General features: G+C 45.4%; 12 protein-coding genes. 10 read left to right on the top strand and 2 right to left on the bottom strand.

Going from position 1 to position 16,246, the window contains the following annotated elements; translation table 11 throughout:
* The first annotated feature begins 14 nt into the window (after nucleotides 1-14).
* From recO to acpS, 3 genes are read left to right on the top strand one after another with little or no spacing between them, the layout of a single operon-like run.
* Entirely contained in the window at nucleotides 15-743 is a 729-nt protein-coding gene (recO, locus tag HLM86_RS17535; protein ID WP_076589999.1) for a DNA repair protein RecO, read from the top strand.
* The gene (pdxJ, locus tag HLM86_RS17530; RefSeq protein WP_076590001.1) at nucleotides 740-1,471 is read left to right on the top strand and encodes a pyridoxine 5'-phosphate synthase; all 732 of its coding nucleotides are present in this window, start codon (nucleotides 740-742) and stop codon (nucleotides 1,469-1,471) included. The genes recO and pdxJ overlap by 4 nt, the downstream gene beginning before the upstream one ends.
* A gap of 5 nt (nucleotides 1,472-1,476) precedes the next feature.
* Nucleotides 1,477-1,860 carry a holo-ACP synthase gene (gene acpS / locus HLM86_RS17525; protein ID WP_076590003.1) on the top strand — a complete coding sequence of 128 codons (384 nt, stop codon included), beginning with the start codon at nucleotides 1,477-1,479 and terminating at the stop codon, nucleotides 1,858-1,860.
* Here acpS and barA read toward each other — a convergent pair.
* Nucleotides 1,845-4,625, bottom strand: a complete 2,781-nt coding sequence (gene barA, locus HLM86_RS17520) for a two-component sensor histidine kinase BarA (protein ID WP_170883455.1) — start codon at nucleotides 4,623-4,625, stop codon at nucleotides 1,845-1,847. The genes acpS and barA overlap by 16 nt on opposite strands.
* Before the next feature lie 189 nt (nucleotides 4,626-4,814).
* Between barA and rlmD the strand changes: the two genes are divergently transcribed.
* The 5 genes from rlmD to eno all read left to right on the top strand — a co-directional run bounded on the left by rlmD (nucleotide 4,815) and on the right by eno (nucleotide 12,474).
* Nucleotides 4,815-6,134: a 23S rRNA (uracil(1939)-C(5))-methyltransferase RlmD gene (rlmD, locus tag HLM86_RS17515; protein ID WP_170883454.1), complete on the top strand. Its 1,320-nt coding sequence runs from the start codon at nucleotides 4,815-4,817 to the stop codon at nucleotides 6,132-6,134.
* A 69-nt stretch (nucleotides 6,135-6,203) separates the two neighbouring features.
* A complete protein-coding gene (gene relA, locus HLM86_RS17510) occupies nucleotides 6,204-8,423 on the top strand; it encodes a GTP diphosphokinase (protein ID WP_076590008.1) in 2,220 nt (739 codons plus the stop codon).
* Between the two features lie 75 nt (nucleotides 8,424-8,498).
* A complete protein-coding gene (gene mazG / locus HLM86_RS17505) occupies nucleotides 8,499-9,299 on the top strand; it encodes a nucleoside triphosphate pyrophosphohydrolase (RefSeq protein ID WP_076590010.1) in 801 nt (266 codons plus the stop codon).
* Nucleotides 9,300-9,454: 155 nt separating this feature from the next.
* A complete protein-coding gene (gene pyrG, locus HLM86_RS17500; RefSeq protein WP_076590012.1) occupies nucleotides 9,455-11,095 on the top strand; it encodes a CTP synthase in 1,641 nt (546 codons plus the stop codon).
* Nucleotides 11,096-11,172: 77 nt separating this feature from the next.
* A complete protein-coding gene (gene eno, locus HLM86_RS17495) occupies nucleotides 11,173-12,474 on the top strand; it encodes a phosphopyruvate hydratase (protein ID WP_076590014.1) in 1,302 nt (433 codons plus the stop codon).
* Between the two features lie 81 nt (nucleotides 12,475-12,555).
* Here eno and HLM86_RS17490 read toward each other — a convergent pair whose 3' ends face one another.
* Nucleotides 12,556-13,791 carry a multifunctional CCA addition/repair protein gene (locus HLM86_RS17490; RefSeq protein WP_170883452.1) on the bottom strand — a complete coding sequence of 412 codons (1,236 nt, stop codon included), beginning with the start codon at nucleotides 13,789-13,791 and terminating at the stop codon, nucleotides 12,556-12,558.
* 90 nt (nucleotides 13,792-13,881) lie between these two features.
* Between HLM86_RS17490 and HLM86_RS17485 the strand changes: the two genes are divergently transcribed.
* Both HLM86_RS17485 and HLM86_RS17480 read left to right on the top strand, forming a co-directional pair.
* Nucleotides 13,882-15,486, top strand: coding sequence for an ExeA family protein (locus tag HLM86_RS17485; protein WP_170883450.1), 1,605 nt, complete (start codon nucleotides 13,882-13,884; stop codon nucleotides 15,484-15,486).
* Nucleotides 15,486-16,235, top strand: coding sequence for a general secretion pathway protein GspB (locus HLM86_RS17480; protein ID WP_170883448.1), 750 nt, complete (start codon nucleotides 15,486-15,488; stop codon nucleotides 16,233-16,235). Before HLM86_RS17485 ends, HLM86_RS17480 begins: the two co-directional genes overlap by 1 nt.
* The last annotated feature ends 11 nt before the right edge of the window (nucleotides 16,236-16,246 follow it).

The following is a 16,246-nucleotide window of genomic DNA, read 5'->3' as shown; positions in this document are numbered from 1 at the left end:
TATTGGCGATTTCTATGACTTCAGAAGGTTTACAGCGCTGCTTTGTGATCCATCGACGCCCCTACAGTGAATCAAGCCTGATTCTTGATGTGTTTAGTGAAGAATACGGCCGAGTAACCTTGATGTCCAAAGGGTCTAGAAGCAAACGTTCTACCTTAAAAGGCGCCCTCCAACCTTTCACGCCATTGCTACTTAAATGGTCAGGGAAAGGCTCGATGAAAACACTTCGCCAGGCTGAACCGATTAGCTTAGGTCTTCCTTTAAGCGGCATTTATCTGTATTCAGGGCTCTATGTGAATGAGCTTTTAGGTAGAGTGTTGGCTGCGGAAGTTGCTATGCCCTCATTGTTTCATGACTATCTCCACGCTTTGACAGAGTTAGCTCAGTGCGAAAATCCAGAGCCCGCTCTGCGACGCTTTGAACTGGCCTTGTTGTCAGCAATGGGGTACGGCGTTGATTTCCTGCATTGTGCAGGCAGTGGGGAGCCTATTGAACCTAAGATGACCTATCGATATCGAGAGCAGAAAGGGTTCATTGCGTCAGTGAGACGAGATAACTTGTCGTTTTTAGGGGATGAGCTAATCGCCATTAGTGAGAGAAGGTTCACCACAAAAGAACAACTTAACGCGGCAAAACGCTTTACACGTGTAGCCCTAAAGCCTTATCTTGGCGGAAAACCACTAAAGAGTAGGGAGCTATTTATGCAAATATTAGCGCCCAGATCACGGAGTACTGGAAAATGAGTTCAATCTATTTAGGTGTTAACATCGATCATATCGCTACATTGCGCAATGCACGTGGTACGAAGTACCCAGATCCCGTTCATGCGGCTGAAGTGGCTGAACGCGCTGGTGCTGATGGTATTACGATTCATTTAAGAGAAGATCGACGCCATATTCTAGACCGAGATGTTCGAATTTTACGCGAGACGATCCAAACCCGTATGAATCTCGAAATGGCGGTGACAGATGAGATGGTTGAGATCGCTTTGCAAACTCAGCCTGAGTACGTCTGTTTAGTGCCTGAAAAACGTGAAGAGTTGACTACTGAAGGGGGCTTAAATGTTCTCGGTCACTTGGACAAGATCAAGGCGGCAACTCAAACGTTGTCTGAGGCTGGCATAAAAGTCTCTTTGTTCATCGACCCAGACCGTGAACAAATTGATGCAGCTAAGGCTTGTGGTGCGCCGTTTGTTGAGCTTCATACGGGACATTACGCGGATGCTGATACTGATGAAGATCAGCAAGATGAACTCAAAAAAATTGCTGCAGGAGCAAGCTACGCCGCTGACTTAGGTATTACGGTCAATGCTGGACATGGGCTGACTTATCACAATGTCGCTCCGATTGCGGCCATTCCAGAAATCTATGAACTCAATATAGGGCATTCCATCATTGGACGTGCTGCGTTTGATGGCCTGCACAAAGCGGTGGCGGATATGAAAGCCCTTATGGTTGAAGCACGTAAATAGTCGCTATGGCCATTATTGGATTAGGGACAGATATTGCAGAGATTGATCGAGTAGAAAAGGCGCTTGCTCGTAATGGCGAGGCGTTTGCAAAGCGGATCCTAACGAATGTTGAACTTGAAAAATTCAACAACTTGAAGCAGCAGGGGCGGTTTCTTGCCAAACGATTTGCGGTCAAAGAGGCCGCTTCTAAAGCGCTAGGGACCGGTATTGCGCAGGGTGTTACCTTTCATGACTTTATCGTCACTAATGACGAGCACGGCGCTCCGATATTATCGTTGTCTGGTAAAGCTCTGGAATTTGCCAAACAAAAAAAGGTGGCGCATGTCCACCTGTCCATTTCTGATGAAAGGCATTACGCCGTTGCTACCGTCATCTATGAGTCTAAATAGGGCGCAGCACTTGCGCTGACTTTCTCCATTTCATCTTGAAGTTCAAACAGCTCTGGTTCTATGTTTTCGATATTGGCGCCGGAGCTTAATGCTTTTTCAATCGTCGCGCAGATTTTTTTTAGTCTAGGTACGCCGCAATACGCGCTACTGCCGTGTAGTTTATGAACATGGTGGTTGAGTTGTGTTATATCAAAGCCGTCCTCCTCCAAGGCCCTCTCTACAATAGTCAGGACTTCAGGTATGTAGTCAATTAACATTTGGAGCATATCCCTTGCGAGATCTTCTTTGTTCGCGGACTGCTTTAGAGCGGTTTGCCAATCGATAATCATATGGCTATGTTCTGGTGCCTGATTGGTTCCACTCTCTGGAGGTTCACTGGCAGCAATTTCAAGTTTTCCAAGCTCTTTTTCTGATGTATTCGGGTTCCAATGCATCAAGACTTGTTGAAGTACATGTTCTTCGATCGGTTTTGTCAGGTAGTCATCCATTCCTGCGTTAAGTAGTCGGTTGCGTTCGCCAGTCATTGCATGAGCGGTAACGGCAACGACTGGCGTCTTGGCATTAAGCTTGGTCTTTTTGATTTTGCTGCAAGCCATAACGCCATCCATATGTGGCATCTGAATATCCATCAAAATAATATCGAAGCTTTGACGTTCCGCAAGGGCTACAGCATCAATACCATTGGTACAGGTACACACTTGGGTTACCCTCTCCTGAAGTAGAGCGCTGATAAGTTTGAGATTTGCGGGATTGTCATCGACGGCCATAACAGTCAATGGTAGTTTTTCATTGTAGGTCGGTGTGGCCTCGATAATGGGTAAACTTTCCTGATTTGTCGTCAGTGTTTGCAAGAGTTTCCGGCGAGAAATAGGTTTGCTGATGCAGTTAATTTGATAGGTCTGAATTAAGTGATCAGACAGGGCCAGTGAAGTACTTGGAATACCGACGATGACTTGTGGCGCACATTGCTTCGCTACCTCAACCCAACGTTCAACAACGTCTGCTTCTGGAGTGTTGCTCGCAGCAAGGTTAAGCAACACGTAATCATAGTGGGTGACTTGATCTGGAATAGAGGAGCGATACGTGACAATCAGACCTTCTTGGGTAAGTGCTTGCTGAGCGACCGACGCCGCTTGCATATTTGGTTCCACTAAGAGAATCGAGTGATTTCTCAATACACGGCTTTCAAACAGTTCATTGACGGGCATGTCGGTGACATTGAGACGTAAATTAAACCAAAAAGTTGACCCTTGATGCAGGCGACTGGTTAGGCTGATTTCTCCGCCCATTTGACCGACGAGTTTTTGGGTGATGACAAGACCTAAACCAGTACCGCCATAGCGGCGAGAGATACTGGCATCGGCTTGGCTAAATGCTTGGAATAGCTGTGCTTGTTGCCGTTCAGAAATTCCGATACCTGTGTCACGTACCATAAACTGCAATTCAACCACGTCTTCTTTTTTTGAGCGTAACTCAACACTGATGTCAATATTGCCTCGTTCGGTAAACTTAATTGAATTTCCGACGAGATTGGTTAACACCTGCTGGATACGTGACGGATCGCCAATCAGACCATATGGAATCTTTGAATCAACCTTTAGAGTTAGCTCCAGACCTTTCTCATGAGCGTTGGTGGCTTGAAGATTGACAACCTCTTCCAGTGTTTCCTGAAATTCAAAAGGGATATTTTCTAAGGCTAATTTTCCCGCTTCTAGTTTTGAAAAATCAAGAATGTCGTTGATGATATGCAGTAAGTTCTTTGCTGATTTTTCAATCGTCTGAAGGTAGTCGGCTTGGTTGTTGGTCAGCTTGGTTTTGAGGATTTGACGCGTAAATCCTATTACGCCATTGAGAGGCGTCCTCAGCTCATGGGACATATTGGCCAGAAATTCTGATTTGACCCGAGCGGCTTCCTGAGCGCGTTTTTTCGCAATGTCCAATTCGACATTTTGAATTTCTAATTGCTCTAGAGTTTCCCGGAGATCGGATGTCGCTTGATCAATACTGTGTTGCATTTCTACATGGTATTCGGAGAGCGATATTGCCATCGCGTTAATGCCATTTTTAAGCGAATCGAGCTCACCATGCATTTTTCCTTCAATTCTGACATCTAGATGGCCTCGGCGAATCCTATCCACCATATTCTTCATGTGTGAGATTGGGCGAGTAACATCATACATGAGACGCTGGGCAAACACCGCGGATAAGCCAAGTCCAGAAAGGAGAACCAGAAAAGCGGAGAATACTTCTTGATATTGCTGTAGCCTCAGCGAGGATAGATCCAATTCAATAGCAATATAGCCCAAGGCTGAGCGAGCATTTTGTCCTTTTGGCGTTGCAATGAGGCCGGATTCGGTGATCACTGGAGCCCGAAGAATGAGAGTGTTGTCTTTTAGGTATGAGGTAACTAAAAGAGGGATCGCCTCACTGCGTGGGAACGTGAGTGATTCAAAATTAGGATGAAAATTGGACGTGACGAACAGTTCATGGTTGTAATCAAAAACGGCAATACTGCGTACGAACTTTGAATTTTTTCGATGGGCGTAGCTAATGATACGGCGCACAGATTCACGACTGTTATTTTTCAATCCGTCTTCACTGGCAATCGCCAAAGGCTCGATAATACTTAAACCGGAGTTGATGACTTGCTTTTCAAGATCGTGATAGCGATTAAAGGAGAAAAACGCACTCAGTAGCAGGCCAATGATCAATGTTGGTGCAAGTGTGAGAGTAATAACGCGGGCGCGCAAGCCATATCTTGTCATTATTGTCTAAACATCGTGGTGTGGATATGGGAAAATAGCGTCCAAAATAATAGAGGCTGTCGAACCAAATCACGTTAACTATGGTTACTAAGCATAATCAACTCGTTCGACTCAGACAATGATTCAAGCCTGAAAAGGTGACACTTAGATAGCAATATAAGTGCAACAGTCAAAGATAAAGAGTAAACCATGGCGCGTTTTTACCAACCTAAGAAGAAAACCCAACTGAATGCCAAGCATCAATCCTTGCAGGTTGAAAAGCTCGATCATCATGGCGCTGGCATTGCCTATCAAAATAAGAAACCTGTTTTTATTGAAGGGGCGTTACCAGGTGAACAGGTCTTGGTACAATTAACTGAAAGTAAAAGCAAATTTTCTAGGGCGGAGTTAATTAAACTCCAGACAATCAGTCAGCAACGTGTGGAGCCTTTTTGTCCACACTTTACCCAGTGCGGTGGTTGCAATATGCAGCACTTGAGCAGTCAACATCAGCAAGAGCACAAACAACGCACACTCAGTCAATTGATGGAAAAATTTGCAGGGCAAACTCTGAGTCTAGATGCCCCTATTTTAGGAGACACTCAAGGTTATCGTCGACGAGCGCGTATGAGTGTGGATGTGGACAAAAAAACACGTCAGCTCAAATTTGGCTTTCGTAAAAAGAACAGCAAAGATATTGTGACACTAACGGATTGTCCAGTTTTGGACCCAGACCTCAATGTTTTATTACCTGAACTCTATACGTTGCTTCAGAGCTTTTCACAGCAAGAACATATTGGTCACGTAGAGTTGGTAAAAGGAGACAATACTCGTATTGTCGTCCTTCGTCATTTAAAACCACTTAGGCCGGCTGATCTTGCCGCACTGAGTGAATTTGTTGCGCACCATAATGTGACGTTATATCTCAGACCCACTGGTGAGCAAGTGTTGCTTCAGTCAGGTGAACCTGGTGTGTATCAGGAAGTGGGTGTAACCATACCGTTTGAACCAAATAACTTTATTCAGGTCAATCAAAAGGTCAATGAAAAAATGGTATCACAGGTCTTGGATTGGTTGGCGTTATCCTCGCAAGACAAAGTCTTAGATCTTTTCTGTGGATTGGGTAACTTCAGCTTACCTATTGCTCTTCAAGTCGACAGTGTAGTCGGGGTGGAAGGGGTCGAATCTATGGTTGATAAAGCTTCATATAATGCCCAACTTAATCACATAAAGAATACGGAATTTTGGCAGGCAAACTTAGAGCAAGACATTTCTTCTTGGCATTGGAGTAAGAAAAAATTTGATAAGATAGTATTGGACCCCGCGAGAGCAGGTGCGAGTGGGGTGATTGAACACATTGCGGCGTTAGGAGCGCAACGGGTCGTTTATGTTTCGTGCAATCCGGCCACACTTGCCAGAGATTCTCAAAGCTTACTTCGTCAGGGCTTTCGATTGGAGAGGCTTGGAATGATAGATATGTTTCCTCATACCAGTCACTTAGAGTCCATGGCTCTGTTTGTGAAGGGCTAAATAGACAGCGTTTGAAAGTGAGAATGCCCTTTGAATACGCTGAAGAAATAGTAAAACAGGACAAAGACAATGGTTGCGGTAAGAAGCGCGCATTTAAATCAAGATGAACAATTTGAACTGAATAACTGGATTGCGAGTCTGGGGCTTGACTCCAATGTGGCCAAACGCCTCAGCGAAGTGTATCGCCATTGTGAGACGGTACTCGAAAACCATGAACAGGGCCCACTTTTGCTCTGGCGTGGGCGGGAAATGATTGAAATTCTTATCACACTCTCGATGGATAAAGCGACATTAGTGTCCGCTTTGTTGTTTCCTGTGGTCTCCAGTGGTGCCTACGATCGTGAAGCGCTAGAGGACGACTTTGGAAAAGAGACCATCAAATTGATTGATGGGGTTGAAGAAATGGCGGCATTGGGGCAACTCAATATCACTATGGAAGGAAGCGCAGCCTCCTCTCAAGTTGATAACGTAAGGCGCATGCTACTGGCGATGGTGGATGATTTTCGCTGCGTCGTCATTAAACTCGCAGAGCGAATTTGTAACCTGATTGAAGTCAAGAAAGCCCCTGACGAAGTGCGCCGTTCTGCTGCAAAAGAGTGTTCAAATATCTATGCACCATTGGCCAATCGTTTGGGCATTGGCCAGTTAAAGTGGGAAATTGAAGACTACGCTTTTCGATACCAACAGCCACAAACCTATCAGCAAATCGCAAAGCAACTATCGGAACGCAGGATTGTCCGTGAGCAGTACATTAAAGACTTTGTCGATGATCTGACCGCTGAGATGAAAACATCATCAATTAATGCTGAAGTGAGTGGGCGTCCGAAACACATTTATAGCATTTGGCGCAAGATGCAAAAGAAAGGTCTGGCGTATGATGAATTGTTTGATGTTCGTGCTGTGCGCATTATTGCTGACCAGCTGCAAGATTGTTATGCAGCGCTTGGGACTGTGCATACCAAGTACAAGCATCTTCCGAGCGAATTCGATGATTATGTTGCCAACCCCAAGCCCAATGGCTACCAATCGATTCATACCGTGATTCTCGGGCCTGAAGGAAAAACAATAGAGATTCAAATTCGCACTAAGGACATGCATGAAGACTCTGAGCTTGGTGTGGCAGCGCACTGGAAATACAAAGAAGGCGGCGGTGGTCGCAGTGGTTATGATGAAAAGATAACTTGGCTGCGTAAGCTCCTCGATTGGCAAGAAGAAATGTCGGATTCTGGTGAGATGCTGGATGAAGTGAGAAGCCAAGTCTTTGATGACCGAGTCTATGCATTTACCCCGAGAGGTGATGTGGTTGATTTACCTATGGGTGCAACGCCACTCGACTTTGCGTATCACATCCATTCAGAGGTCGGTCACCGCTGTATAGGAGCTAAAGTTGCGGGTCGAATTGTTCCCTTTACCCATAAGTTGACTATGGGGGATCAGGTCGAAATCATTACTTCAAAAGAGCCCAACCCTTCTCGAGATTGGCTCAACCCCTCTATGGGATTTGTGACGTCCGGACGTGCCCGCGCTAAGATCAATGCTTGGTTTCGTAAGCAATCACGAGAAAAGAACCTTGAAGCAGGACGTGAGATTTTAGAAAACGAACTCACGAAGATTGGCGCGACCTTCAAAGATGCCCAACAATACGCGTTGAAGCGCTTTAATGTGAACAGTGCTGATGAATTGTATGTCGGGATCGGTAGTGGTGATTTACGTATTAATCAGATCATTAACCATATTAACGCCTTAGTTAATAAGCCCACCGCGGCAGAGGAAGATAAACAGGCACTGGAAAAACTTCAGGAGTCCGAATCGAAAGCCCCCGTGCATAGCAGGCCAAAGAAAGATGCAGTGGTGGTTGAGGGTGTCGACAACCTGATGACCCATCTAGCACGATGTTGTCAGCCTATCCCAGGGGATGATATCTCGGGGTACATTACTCAGGGGCGTGGAATATCAGTTCATCGTAGCGATTGTGAACAACTTGAAGAGTTACGCCACCACGCATCAGAGCGAATCATTGATACGGTATGGGGGAGTGGGTTCGTGGGCTCTTATATTCTGACTTTGAGGGTTGAAGCGATGGAACGGAGTGGCTTGTTAAAAGATATTACGACTCTGTTTGCCAACGAGAAAATCAAGATCACGAGCATGAAGAGCCGAGTTGATTACCGCAATCAATTGTCGATTATGGACTTTGATCTGGAAGTCACAAATGTCGAAGTCCTATCAAGAGTATCGAAAAGGGTAGAACAAATTAAAGATGTTATGACGGTCAAGCGTTTAGGGTAGCAAAAGCAAGGCCGTTAAACGATAAATAAAGGTGGGTTTCAGCATCGTGATTCGCCTTTCTAGAGGATAGAGAAAATGCGTCACCCAATCGATAAATTAGAAGCGATCATGACCCAGCTGCGAGACCCACAATCCGGTTGTCCGTGGGATTTGAAGCAAAACTTTGACACTATTGTTCCGCATACTATCGAAGAAACTTATGAAGTTGTAGATGCGATTCATAACCGTGACTGGCCAAACCTTAAAGAAGAATTGGGTGATTTATTATTCCAAGTGATTTTTTACAGTCAGTTGGCTAAAGAGCAAGAGCTATTTGATTTCTCGGATGTCGTGGACACGGTCAACGAAAAACTGATTCGCCGTCACCCCCATGTTTTTTCTGACGCAATATTTGAAAGCGAAGAAGCACTTAATCGTCATTGGGAAGCGGAAAAAAGAAAGGAGAAATTGGACGCGGGTACGGTTCAAAAAAGTATTTTAGATTCTGTCCCCAATTCGTTACCAGCGCTTGCTCGCGCGACCAAAATTCAGCGTCGGTGTGCCAGCTACGGTTTCGATTGGGATTCTCTTGGGCCCGTGGTCGATAAAGTCCGAGAAGAGGTTGATGAAGTCATGGATGAGGCCCTGCAAATTACCCCAGTCCAAGAAAAAATTGAATTAGAGCTTGGTGATCTTTTGTTTGCTACGGTAAACCTAAGTCGACATTTAGGCTGTGATCCGGAATCGGCTTTGAGTAAAGCGAATCTTAAATTTTCACGGCGGTTTATGGCGGTTGAATCTTTGGTAGGTCAACAGAATAAACAACTAAAAGATTGTGATTTACAACAGTTAGATACTTTATGGGATGAAGTAAAACGACAAGAAGCGAAGGGATAAAACAATCAAACAGAGCCACGCGAAATTGATTTGAAGCAAAAAATTAAAATCATAGTGTGATAGATTTCACGTTGTGGCGGCAAGGGTCTTCTGGTATATTTATCTCCCGTCCAGAAGAATTCCATTTCCCTCATTCAACCAATTTCAGGTTAAACATGACGACAAATTACATTTTTGTTACTGGCGGGGTTGTATCCTCTCTAGGTAAAGGTATTGCAGCTGCATCTCTTGCCGCTATTCTTGAAGCTCGTGGTCTTAAAGTGACGATGATGAAGCTTGACCCCTACATCAACGTAGATCCAGGTACAATGAGTCCAACTCAGCACGGTGAAGTCTTTGTGACGGAAGACGGCGCAGAAACTGATCTAGACCTTGGCCACTATGAGCGTTTCATTCGTACCAAGATGACCAAGCGTAACAATTTTACTGCAGGTCGTGTTTATGCTGACGTCCTTCGCAAAGAGCGACGCGGTGATTACTTAGGGGCGACCATTCAGGTTATTCCTCATATCACTAATGCTATCAAGGATCGCGTTATTGCCGGTTCTGAAGGCCATGATGTCGCTATTGTTGAAGTGGGTGGTACCGTTGGTGATATTGAGTCTCTCCCTTTTATGGAGGCGATTCGTCAGTTGGCGGTTGAACTGGGTCGTGAACGTGCGATGTTTATGCACCTGACATTGGTTCCATATTTGGCCGCAGCAGGTGAAGTCAAAACGAAGCCGACTCAGCACTCTGTGAAGGAATTGCTTTCGATTGGTATTCAGCCAGACATTTTAGTTTGTCGCTCAGATCGCATCATTCCAGCAAATGAACGTAAGAAAATTGCTTTGTTCTGTAACGTTCCAGAGAAAGCCGTGATATCAATGAAAGATGTGGATTCAATCTATAAAATCCCTCAGTTAATTAAAGCCCAAGGTCTTGATGATCTCGTGTGTGCTCGTTTTGGCATTACCGCCCCTGAAGCGGATTTGTCTGAATGGGAACAGGTTATATACGAAGAAGCGAACCCAACAGGTGATGTCACAATAGGCATGATTGGCAAATATATTGAATTGCCAGATGCTTACAAATCAGTCAATGAAGCCTTGAAACATGCAGGTCTGAAAAACCGCCTTAATGTAACAATTAAATATGTTGACTCCCAAGACGTTGAATCAAAAGGAGAAGAAGCCCTTGCTGGCCTCGATGCCATTTTGGTTCCTGGTGGTTTTGGTGATCGTGGGGTTGAAGGTAAGATTCGAGCGGCACAATACGCTCGCGAAAATGCGATCCCTTATCTTGGTATCTGTTTAGGTATGCAAGTTGCGCTGATTGAATACGCACGTAATGTGGCAGGTATGGAAGGGGCACATTCTTCGGAATTCAGTAAAGAGACGAAGTTCCCTGTGGTAGGGCTGATTACAGAATGGGTTGACGAAACGGGAAGTGTTGAAGAGCGTACAGAGACTTCCGATCTGGGCGGAACGATGCGTCTTGGTTCTCAATTGTGCCATCTAGAAAAAGGAACCAAAGCTCGTGAACTCTATGGTAATGCAACCATTCATGAGCGTCATCGTCATCGTTATGAAGTGAACAATAGACTTCGCCCACAAATTGAAAAAGCAGGGTTGAAAGTCTCAGGTTTATCGGCCGATAAAAAACTGGTGGAAATGATTGAGAACCCTGCGCATCCTTGGTTTGTCGCTGCCCAATTCCACCCAGAGTTTACTTCAACTCCTCGTGATGGCCATCCATTATTCGCAGGCTTTGTTAAAGCCGCGGGCCAATACACACGTGGTGAATTCGACAATTAATCGGAATACCCGCAGTGGCGAAGGTTTGCCGCTGCTTTTGAAATTTATCATTTATATTTGAACGAGAGGAAAGATCAATGTCTAAGATCGTTAAAGTTCTAGGTCGTGAAATCATCGATTCACGTGGTAACCCAACCGTAGAAGCGGAAGTCCATCTAGAAGGTGGTTTCGTTGGTATGGCAGCGGCACCCTCTGGCGCGTCAACGGGTTCTCGTGAAGCGCTTGAACTGCGCGATGGCGACAAGAGCCGCTTTCTAGGTAAAGGTGTTCTTAAAGCTGTTGAAGCTGTAAATGGTGACATTGCTGAAGCGTTGGTGGGTAAAGACGCTAAGGCACAAGCCGACGTTGATCAAGTGATGATCGACCTTGATGGTACTGAAAACAAGTCTAAGTTCGGTGCAAACGCTATTCTAGCGGTCTCTCTAGCCAATGCGAAAGCGGCAGCGGCGTCAAAAGGTATGCCTTTGTTTGAGCATATTGCCGAACTTAATGGTACACCGGGTCAATTCTCTATGCCTTTACCTATGATGAACATCATCAATGGCGGTGAGCACGCGGATAATAACGTCGACATTCAAGAGTTTATGATTCAGCCAATTGGTGCGAAGACACTCAAAGAAGGCCTACGTATTGGCGCTGAAGTTTTCCACAATTTAGCGAAAGTGCTCAAGTCCAAAGGTTTGAGCACGGCAGTGGGCGATGAAGGTGGTTTTGCTCCTAACCTAGAATCTAACGCAGCGGCTTTAGCGGCGATCAAAGAAGCGGTAGAAGCAGCAGGTTATGTTCTAGGCAAAGACGTTACTTTGGCTATGGATTGTGCCGCTTCTGAGTTCTACGATAAAGAAGCGGGTAACTACAACATGAAAGGTGAAGGTAAGATTTTCTCTTCTGAAGAGTTTAACCATTACCTTGCTGATCTTGCGGCTCAATATCCTATTGTTTCTATTGAAGATGGTTTGGACGAGTCCGATTGGGATGGTTTCAAACATCAAACTGAACTACTGGGTGACAAGCTTCAACTTGTTGGTGATGACCTGTTTGTTACCAACACTAAGATCCTGGCTCAAGGCATCGAAAAAGGTGTGGCGAACTCAATTCTTATCAAGTTCAACCAAATCGGCTCTCTGACAGAAACGCTAGCGGCGATCAAGATGGCGAAAGATGCAGGTTATACTGCAGTGATCTCTCACCGTTCTGGTGAAACAGAAGACGCTACTATCGCTGATCTTGCGGTGGGTACTGCTGCAGGCCAAATCAAAACGGGTTCTATGAGCCGTTCAGACCGTGTTGCTAAGTACAACCAACTGATCCGTATTGAGGAAGCACTAGGTAAGCGTGCGCCTTACAAAGGCCTCAAAGAAGTGAAAGGCCAAGCTTAATCTCTTTGAGTAAATAAGTTGAGCGTTATCGCAATAAAACACCTTGCTTCGGCGAGGTGTTTTTATATCGGCTCTTGATGTTCAACGATCGAACATGGACTTCATGTCTAAATCTTTAATCGCTGTCAGACGGCGTTGATTTACCTCTTCGCGGATAGCCGCTCCTTGATAACCTGCTTTGACAACGTCTTGCACATTGACGTGCAGTGCGGCGTGATAGGCTGTTTCAAACACTCTCTTTTGCGGGTAGTCTGTGGCTTCAAATCCAGTTCTACCTTGACTGTCTGCTTGACAGCAAAGCAGTACCTCGTTGAGGCGATCCGGTTTGCGCCACACATCAATTTTATTTAATAACTTGAGTATCGTTGCAGGTTTGAGTTCAGCCGCTCGGTGAATATTTGAATGTTGTTCACAGACCAAAAGGGCGAGGTCGCGAAAATCTCTTGGGGCTTTAATTCTGTCACACAATTCTTCAATTAATTCCAACCCCGTATAGCAATGTCGTTTATGACTTGGCCATTCAGATTCAGGGGTCATACCTTTGCCTAAATCATGCACTTGAGATGCAAAACGCACTGTGAGTGAGTGGCTTAATAACGCTGCCTGTTTTGCCACCAATAAGGTGTGTATACCAGTATCGATTTCTGGGTGCCATTGCTCAGGTTGAGGCACACCAAACAAGTTATCGATTTCGGGTAAGATGACTTTTAATGCACCACATTTATGCAGAACAGTCAGAAAAATCTGTGGATTCTGAGTTGAGAGAGATTTGTACCATTCTTGCCAAACCCTTTCCGCCGTTAAATGCTGCAGCTCGCCAGCATCGACAATGTTTGCCATCAGTTGTTGTGTTTCATCGGCAATGCGAAAGCCAAGATGGTGGAGTTTGGCGGCGAAACGAGCCACACGCAATACTCTTAAGGGATCCTCGATAAAGGCACCAGAAACGTGGCGTAATAGACGATGTTTAAGATCATGCTGACCGCCGTAGGGATCGATGACTTTGCCATCCTTATCTTCGGCCATTGCGTTGATGGTGAGATCCCTGCGGGCTAAGTCCTCTTCTAAAGTCACATCGGGAGAAAAATAACAAGCAAAACCCTGATATCCAGAGCCGGTTTTCCTTTCCGTTCTCGCCAAAGCGTATTCTTGTTTGGTTGTCGGATGTAAAAATACGGGAAACTCTTTGCCTACTGGGGTAAATCCATCATTGATCAGTGCTTGTGGAGTCGAGCCAACAATGACCCAGTCTTTATCATTCACTGAAATATTCAATAATTTATCGCGTACTGCACCGCCAACCAGAAATGTTTGCACTGATACCTCTCTTAAATTCAGATTTTAGAATTGGCTATTGATGCTAGCAATGGTACTTTCCTTATCGGTAAATTCCTAGAGACGAGAAGTATGTATAAACAATATTTTGGATTCACAGAACTGCCGTTTTCGATTGTGCCTAATTCTCGTTTCCTTTTTCGGAGTCTCAGACACAAAGAGGCGTTGTTTCGTCTTCAGGCTGGCCTAGGAGAGGGGAGTGGATTCGCCTTACTTTCTGGTGAAGTTGGTACGGGAAAAACCACCGTTGCCCGGGCACTATTAAAATCGTTGGGCACAGAGACACAGTCTGGTTTAATTCTTAATCCCACATTTTCAAGCATAGAACTGTTGGAAGCAATTTGCGATGAGTTTTCTATCATTTATGAGGCTAACTCCTCTCTAAAACAGCTCAGTAAGTTGATTCATGACTTTCTTCTTGATCGCTATGCTAAAGGGATGCAAACCCTTTTAGTCATTGATGAAGCTCAGCACTTGTCCGCAGATGTACTGGAACAGCTTCGCTTACTCACCAATCTTGAAACGGAAAGCCAAAAACTGTTCAAAGTACTTTTGGTTGGGCAACCTGAGTTGCAACAAAAGTTGAAAATGCCTCAATTGCGTCAACTCGCGCAACGAATTACTGGCCGTTATCACCTCTTGCCACTAGATGAAAAAGAAACCATCCGCTATATCCAGTATCGGCTGGAGTGTTCCGGAGGGAATGTCGACTTGTTTTCCTCTAAATCAATCAAGTACATCGCGCAGCAATCTTCGGGCATTCCCCGGTTAGTTAACCTGATCTGTGACCACGCATTAAAGCGTGCTTATAACCTAGGCGAGCCCCAACCGAGCTGGGAGAGTGTCGACATCGCCTGTGAAGAAGTGATGAGTTTTCAGACGTCTTATCAGCCTATCCAGTCCAGTGTACCAAGCCCTCGTCTGTCGTTTTTTACGGCCTTTATTGGCGGAATCCTTTTGGCGATGGGCAGTTATGCATTGACGCCGTTCATAGTAGCAGATCGGGTGAGTGAGCAGATTGCTCAGGCCTATCCACTGGAAATTGTACCGCCATTGGAGAAAGAGGTGTTTCCCCCTTATCTGCAGAATTTGTTGAAAGGCGCCTCCAGCTTTGAGCAAGGCATTGACGATTTGTATCAGGTTTGGGGGATTAGAGCCTCGGTTTCTGAGCGGTATTGTCGTACAGAAACAACCAGTGTCTTTCGTTGTGTCAGAGAGCGGGGCAGTCTGGAAGAGATACGTGACGCAGATAGGCCTGTATTGTTGTTTTTGAGGCATCAGAATGTAAGGGGTTACGCTGTCCTTTACCGTCTTAATACAAACACCGCACAGCTGCTGCTAGGCAGACAACGTATAGCGTTACCGATAGATAAATTGGAATCGATTTGGGACGGGCAGTATCACCAAATCTGGCAGGGTTATTGGAATCAGACCCTAAAGCCCACGATGTCAGGTCCAGCGGTGGCAGAGTTTGCTCAACGTTTGTCGAATATTATGGGTGAGCCTCACAGTGATAGCGATCGCTATGATCAGTCTTTACAACAAAAAGTAGAGCTTTTTCAACAATGGCAAGGGTTGGATGTCGACGGGATTGCTGGCAGAAGAACTCTGCAACGTTTGGAGAAGCTTTCCCAAGATATCGCCCCGACACTGAGTGGTCCAGAGGAGGAAGTATAATGTCAAGAGTTCTGGATGCGCTTGAGCGCTCGGAGAAGCATCATCAAAATGTCACGGGACAAAGTCATCAACATACAAGGTCAAATGGACCCTCACCGCGTCGTGTGTCTACGTGGATGTTGGTGGCAGCGGTTGTGTTACCACCCATACTGGCTGGTGGTTTGGGAATCTATCAAACCTATGGGAAGCAGCTGTCTGTATGGCAACAGAAAAAGCAGGCTTTGCCAGAAATTCAAGAAGTCGCCTTTGATTATCGAGTCCTGCCATACCCTAATGTCGAACCGTTACGTAACACTGATGAATTAAGCCAATTCAAACCGGTATCCGAACCTGTCGCTCTTAATAAAGAGAAGGTCGACCTTCCTCAAAGACATAATCCGTCGAAAACTGAGAATCTTTTGGATGGCCTCGATTTATCCGATCTTTCCCCAGAGTTGGCTTTGAAAGTGGAATCAGTATTGGCTTCTGATTCGTCAGCAGTTGTGGATGAATCATCCGGTGTTGAACTCTCTGATTTGGCAGTGAGTAGCCGTCAATGGCAGGGTATTTTACCCCCGTTGAATTTCCAAACCCATGTCTATTCGAGCAATTCAGGTAAGCGATGGGTGAAAATAAATGGCACTGAATACAGTGAAGGGGATTCGATTACGAAGGATATTCAGCTGAAAAGTATTGAACCACAGCGCAGCACAATACGATATAAAGGAACCGTGATAGCGATTCCAGCGCTTTATGAGTGGAAGGGCTAATCAAAAAGAGG

This window comes from Vibrio ostreicida, assembly GCF_013074385.2.
In the GTDB taxonomy this organism is placed as follows: domain Bacteria; phylum Pseudomonadota; class Gammaproteobacteria; order Enterobacterales; family Vibrionaceae; genus Vibrio; species Vibrio ostreicida.
This window is presented reverse-complemented; position numbering and strand designations above follow the sequence as displayed.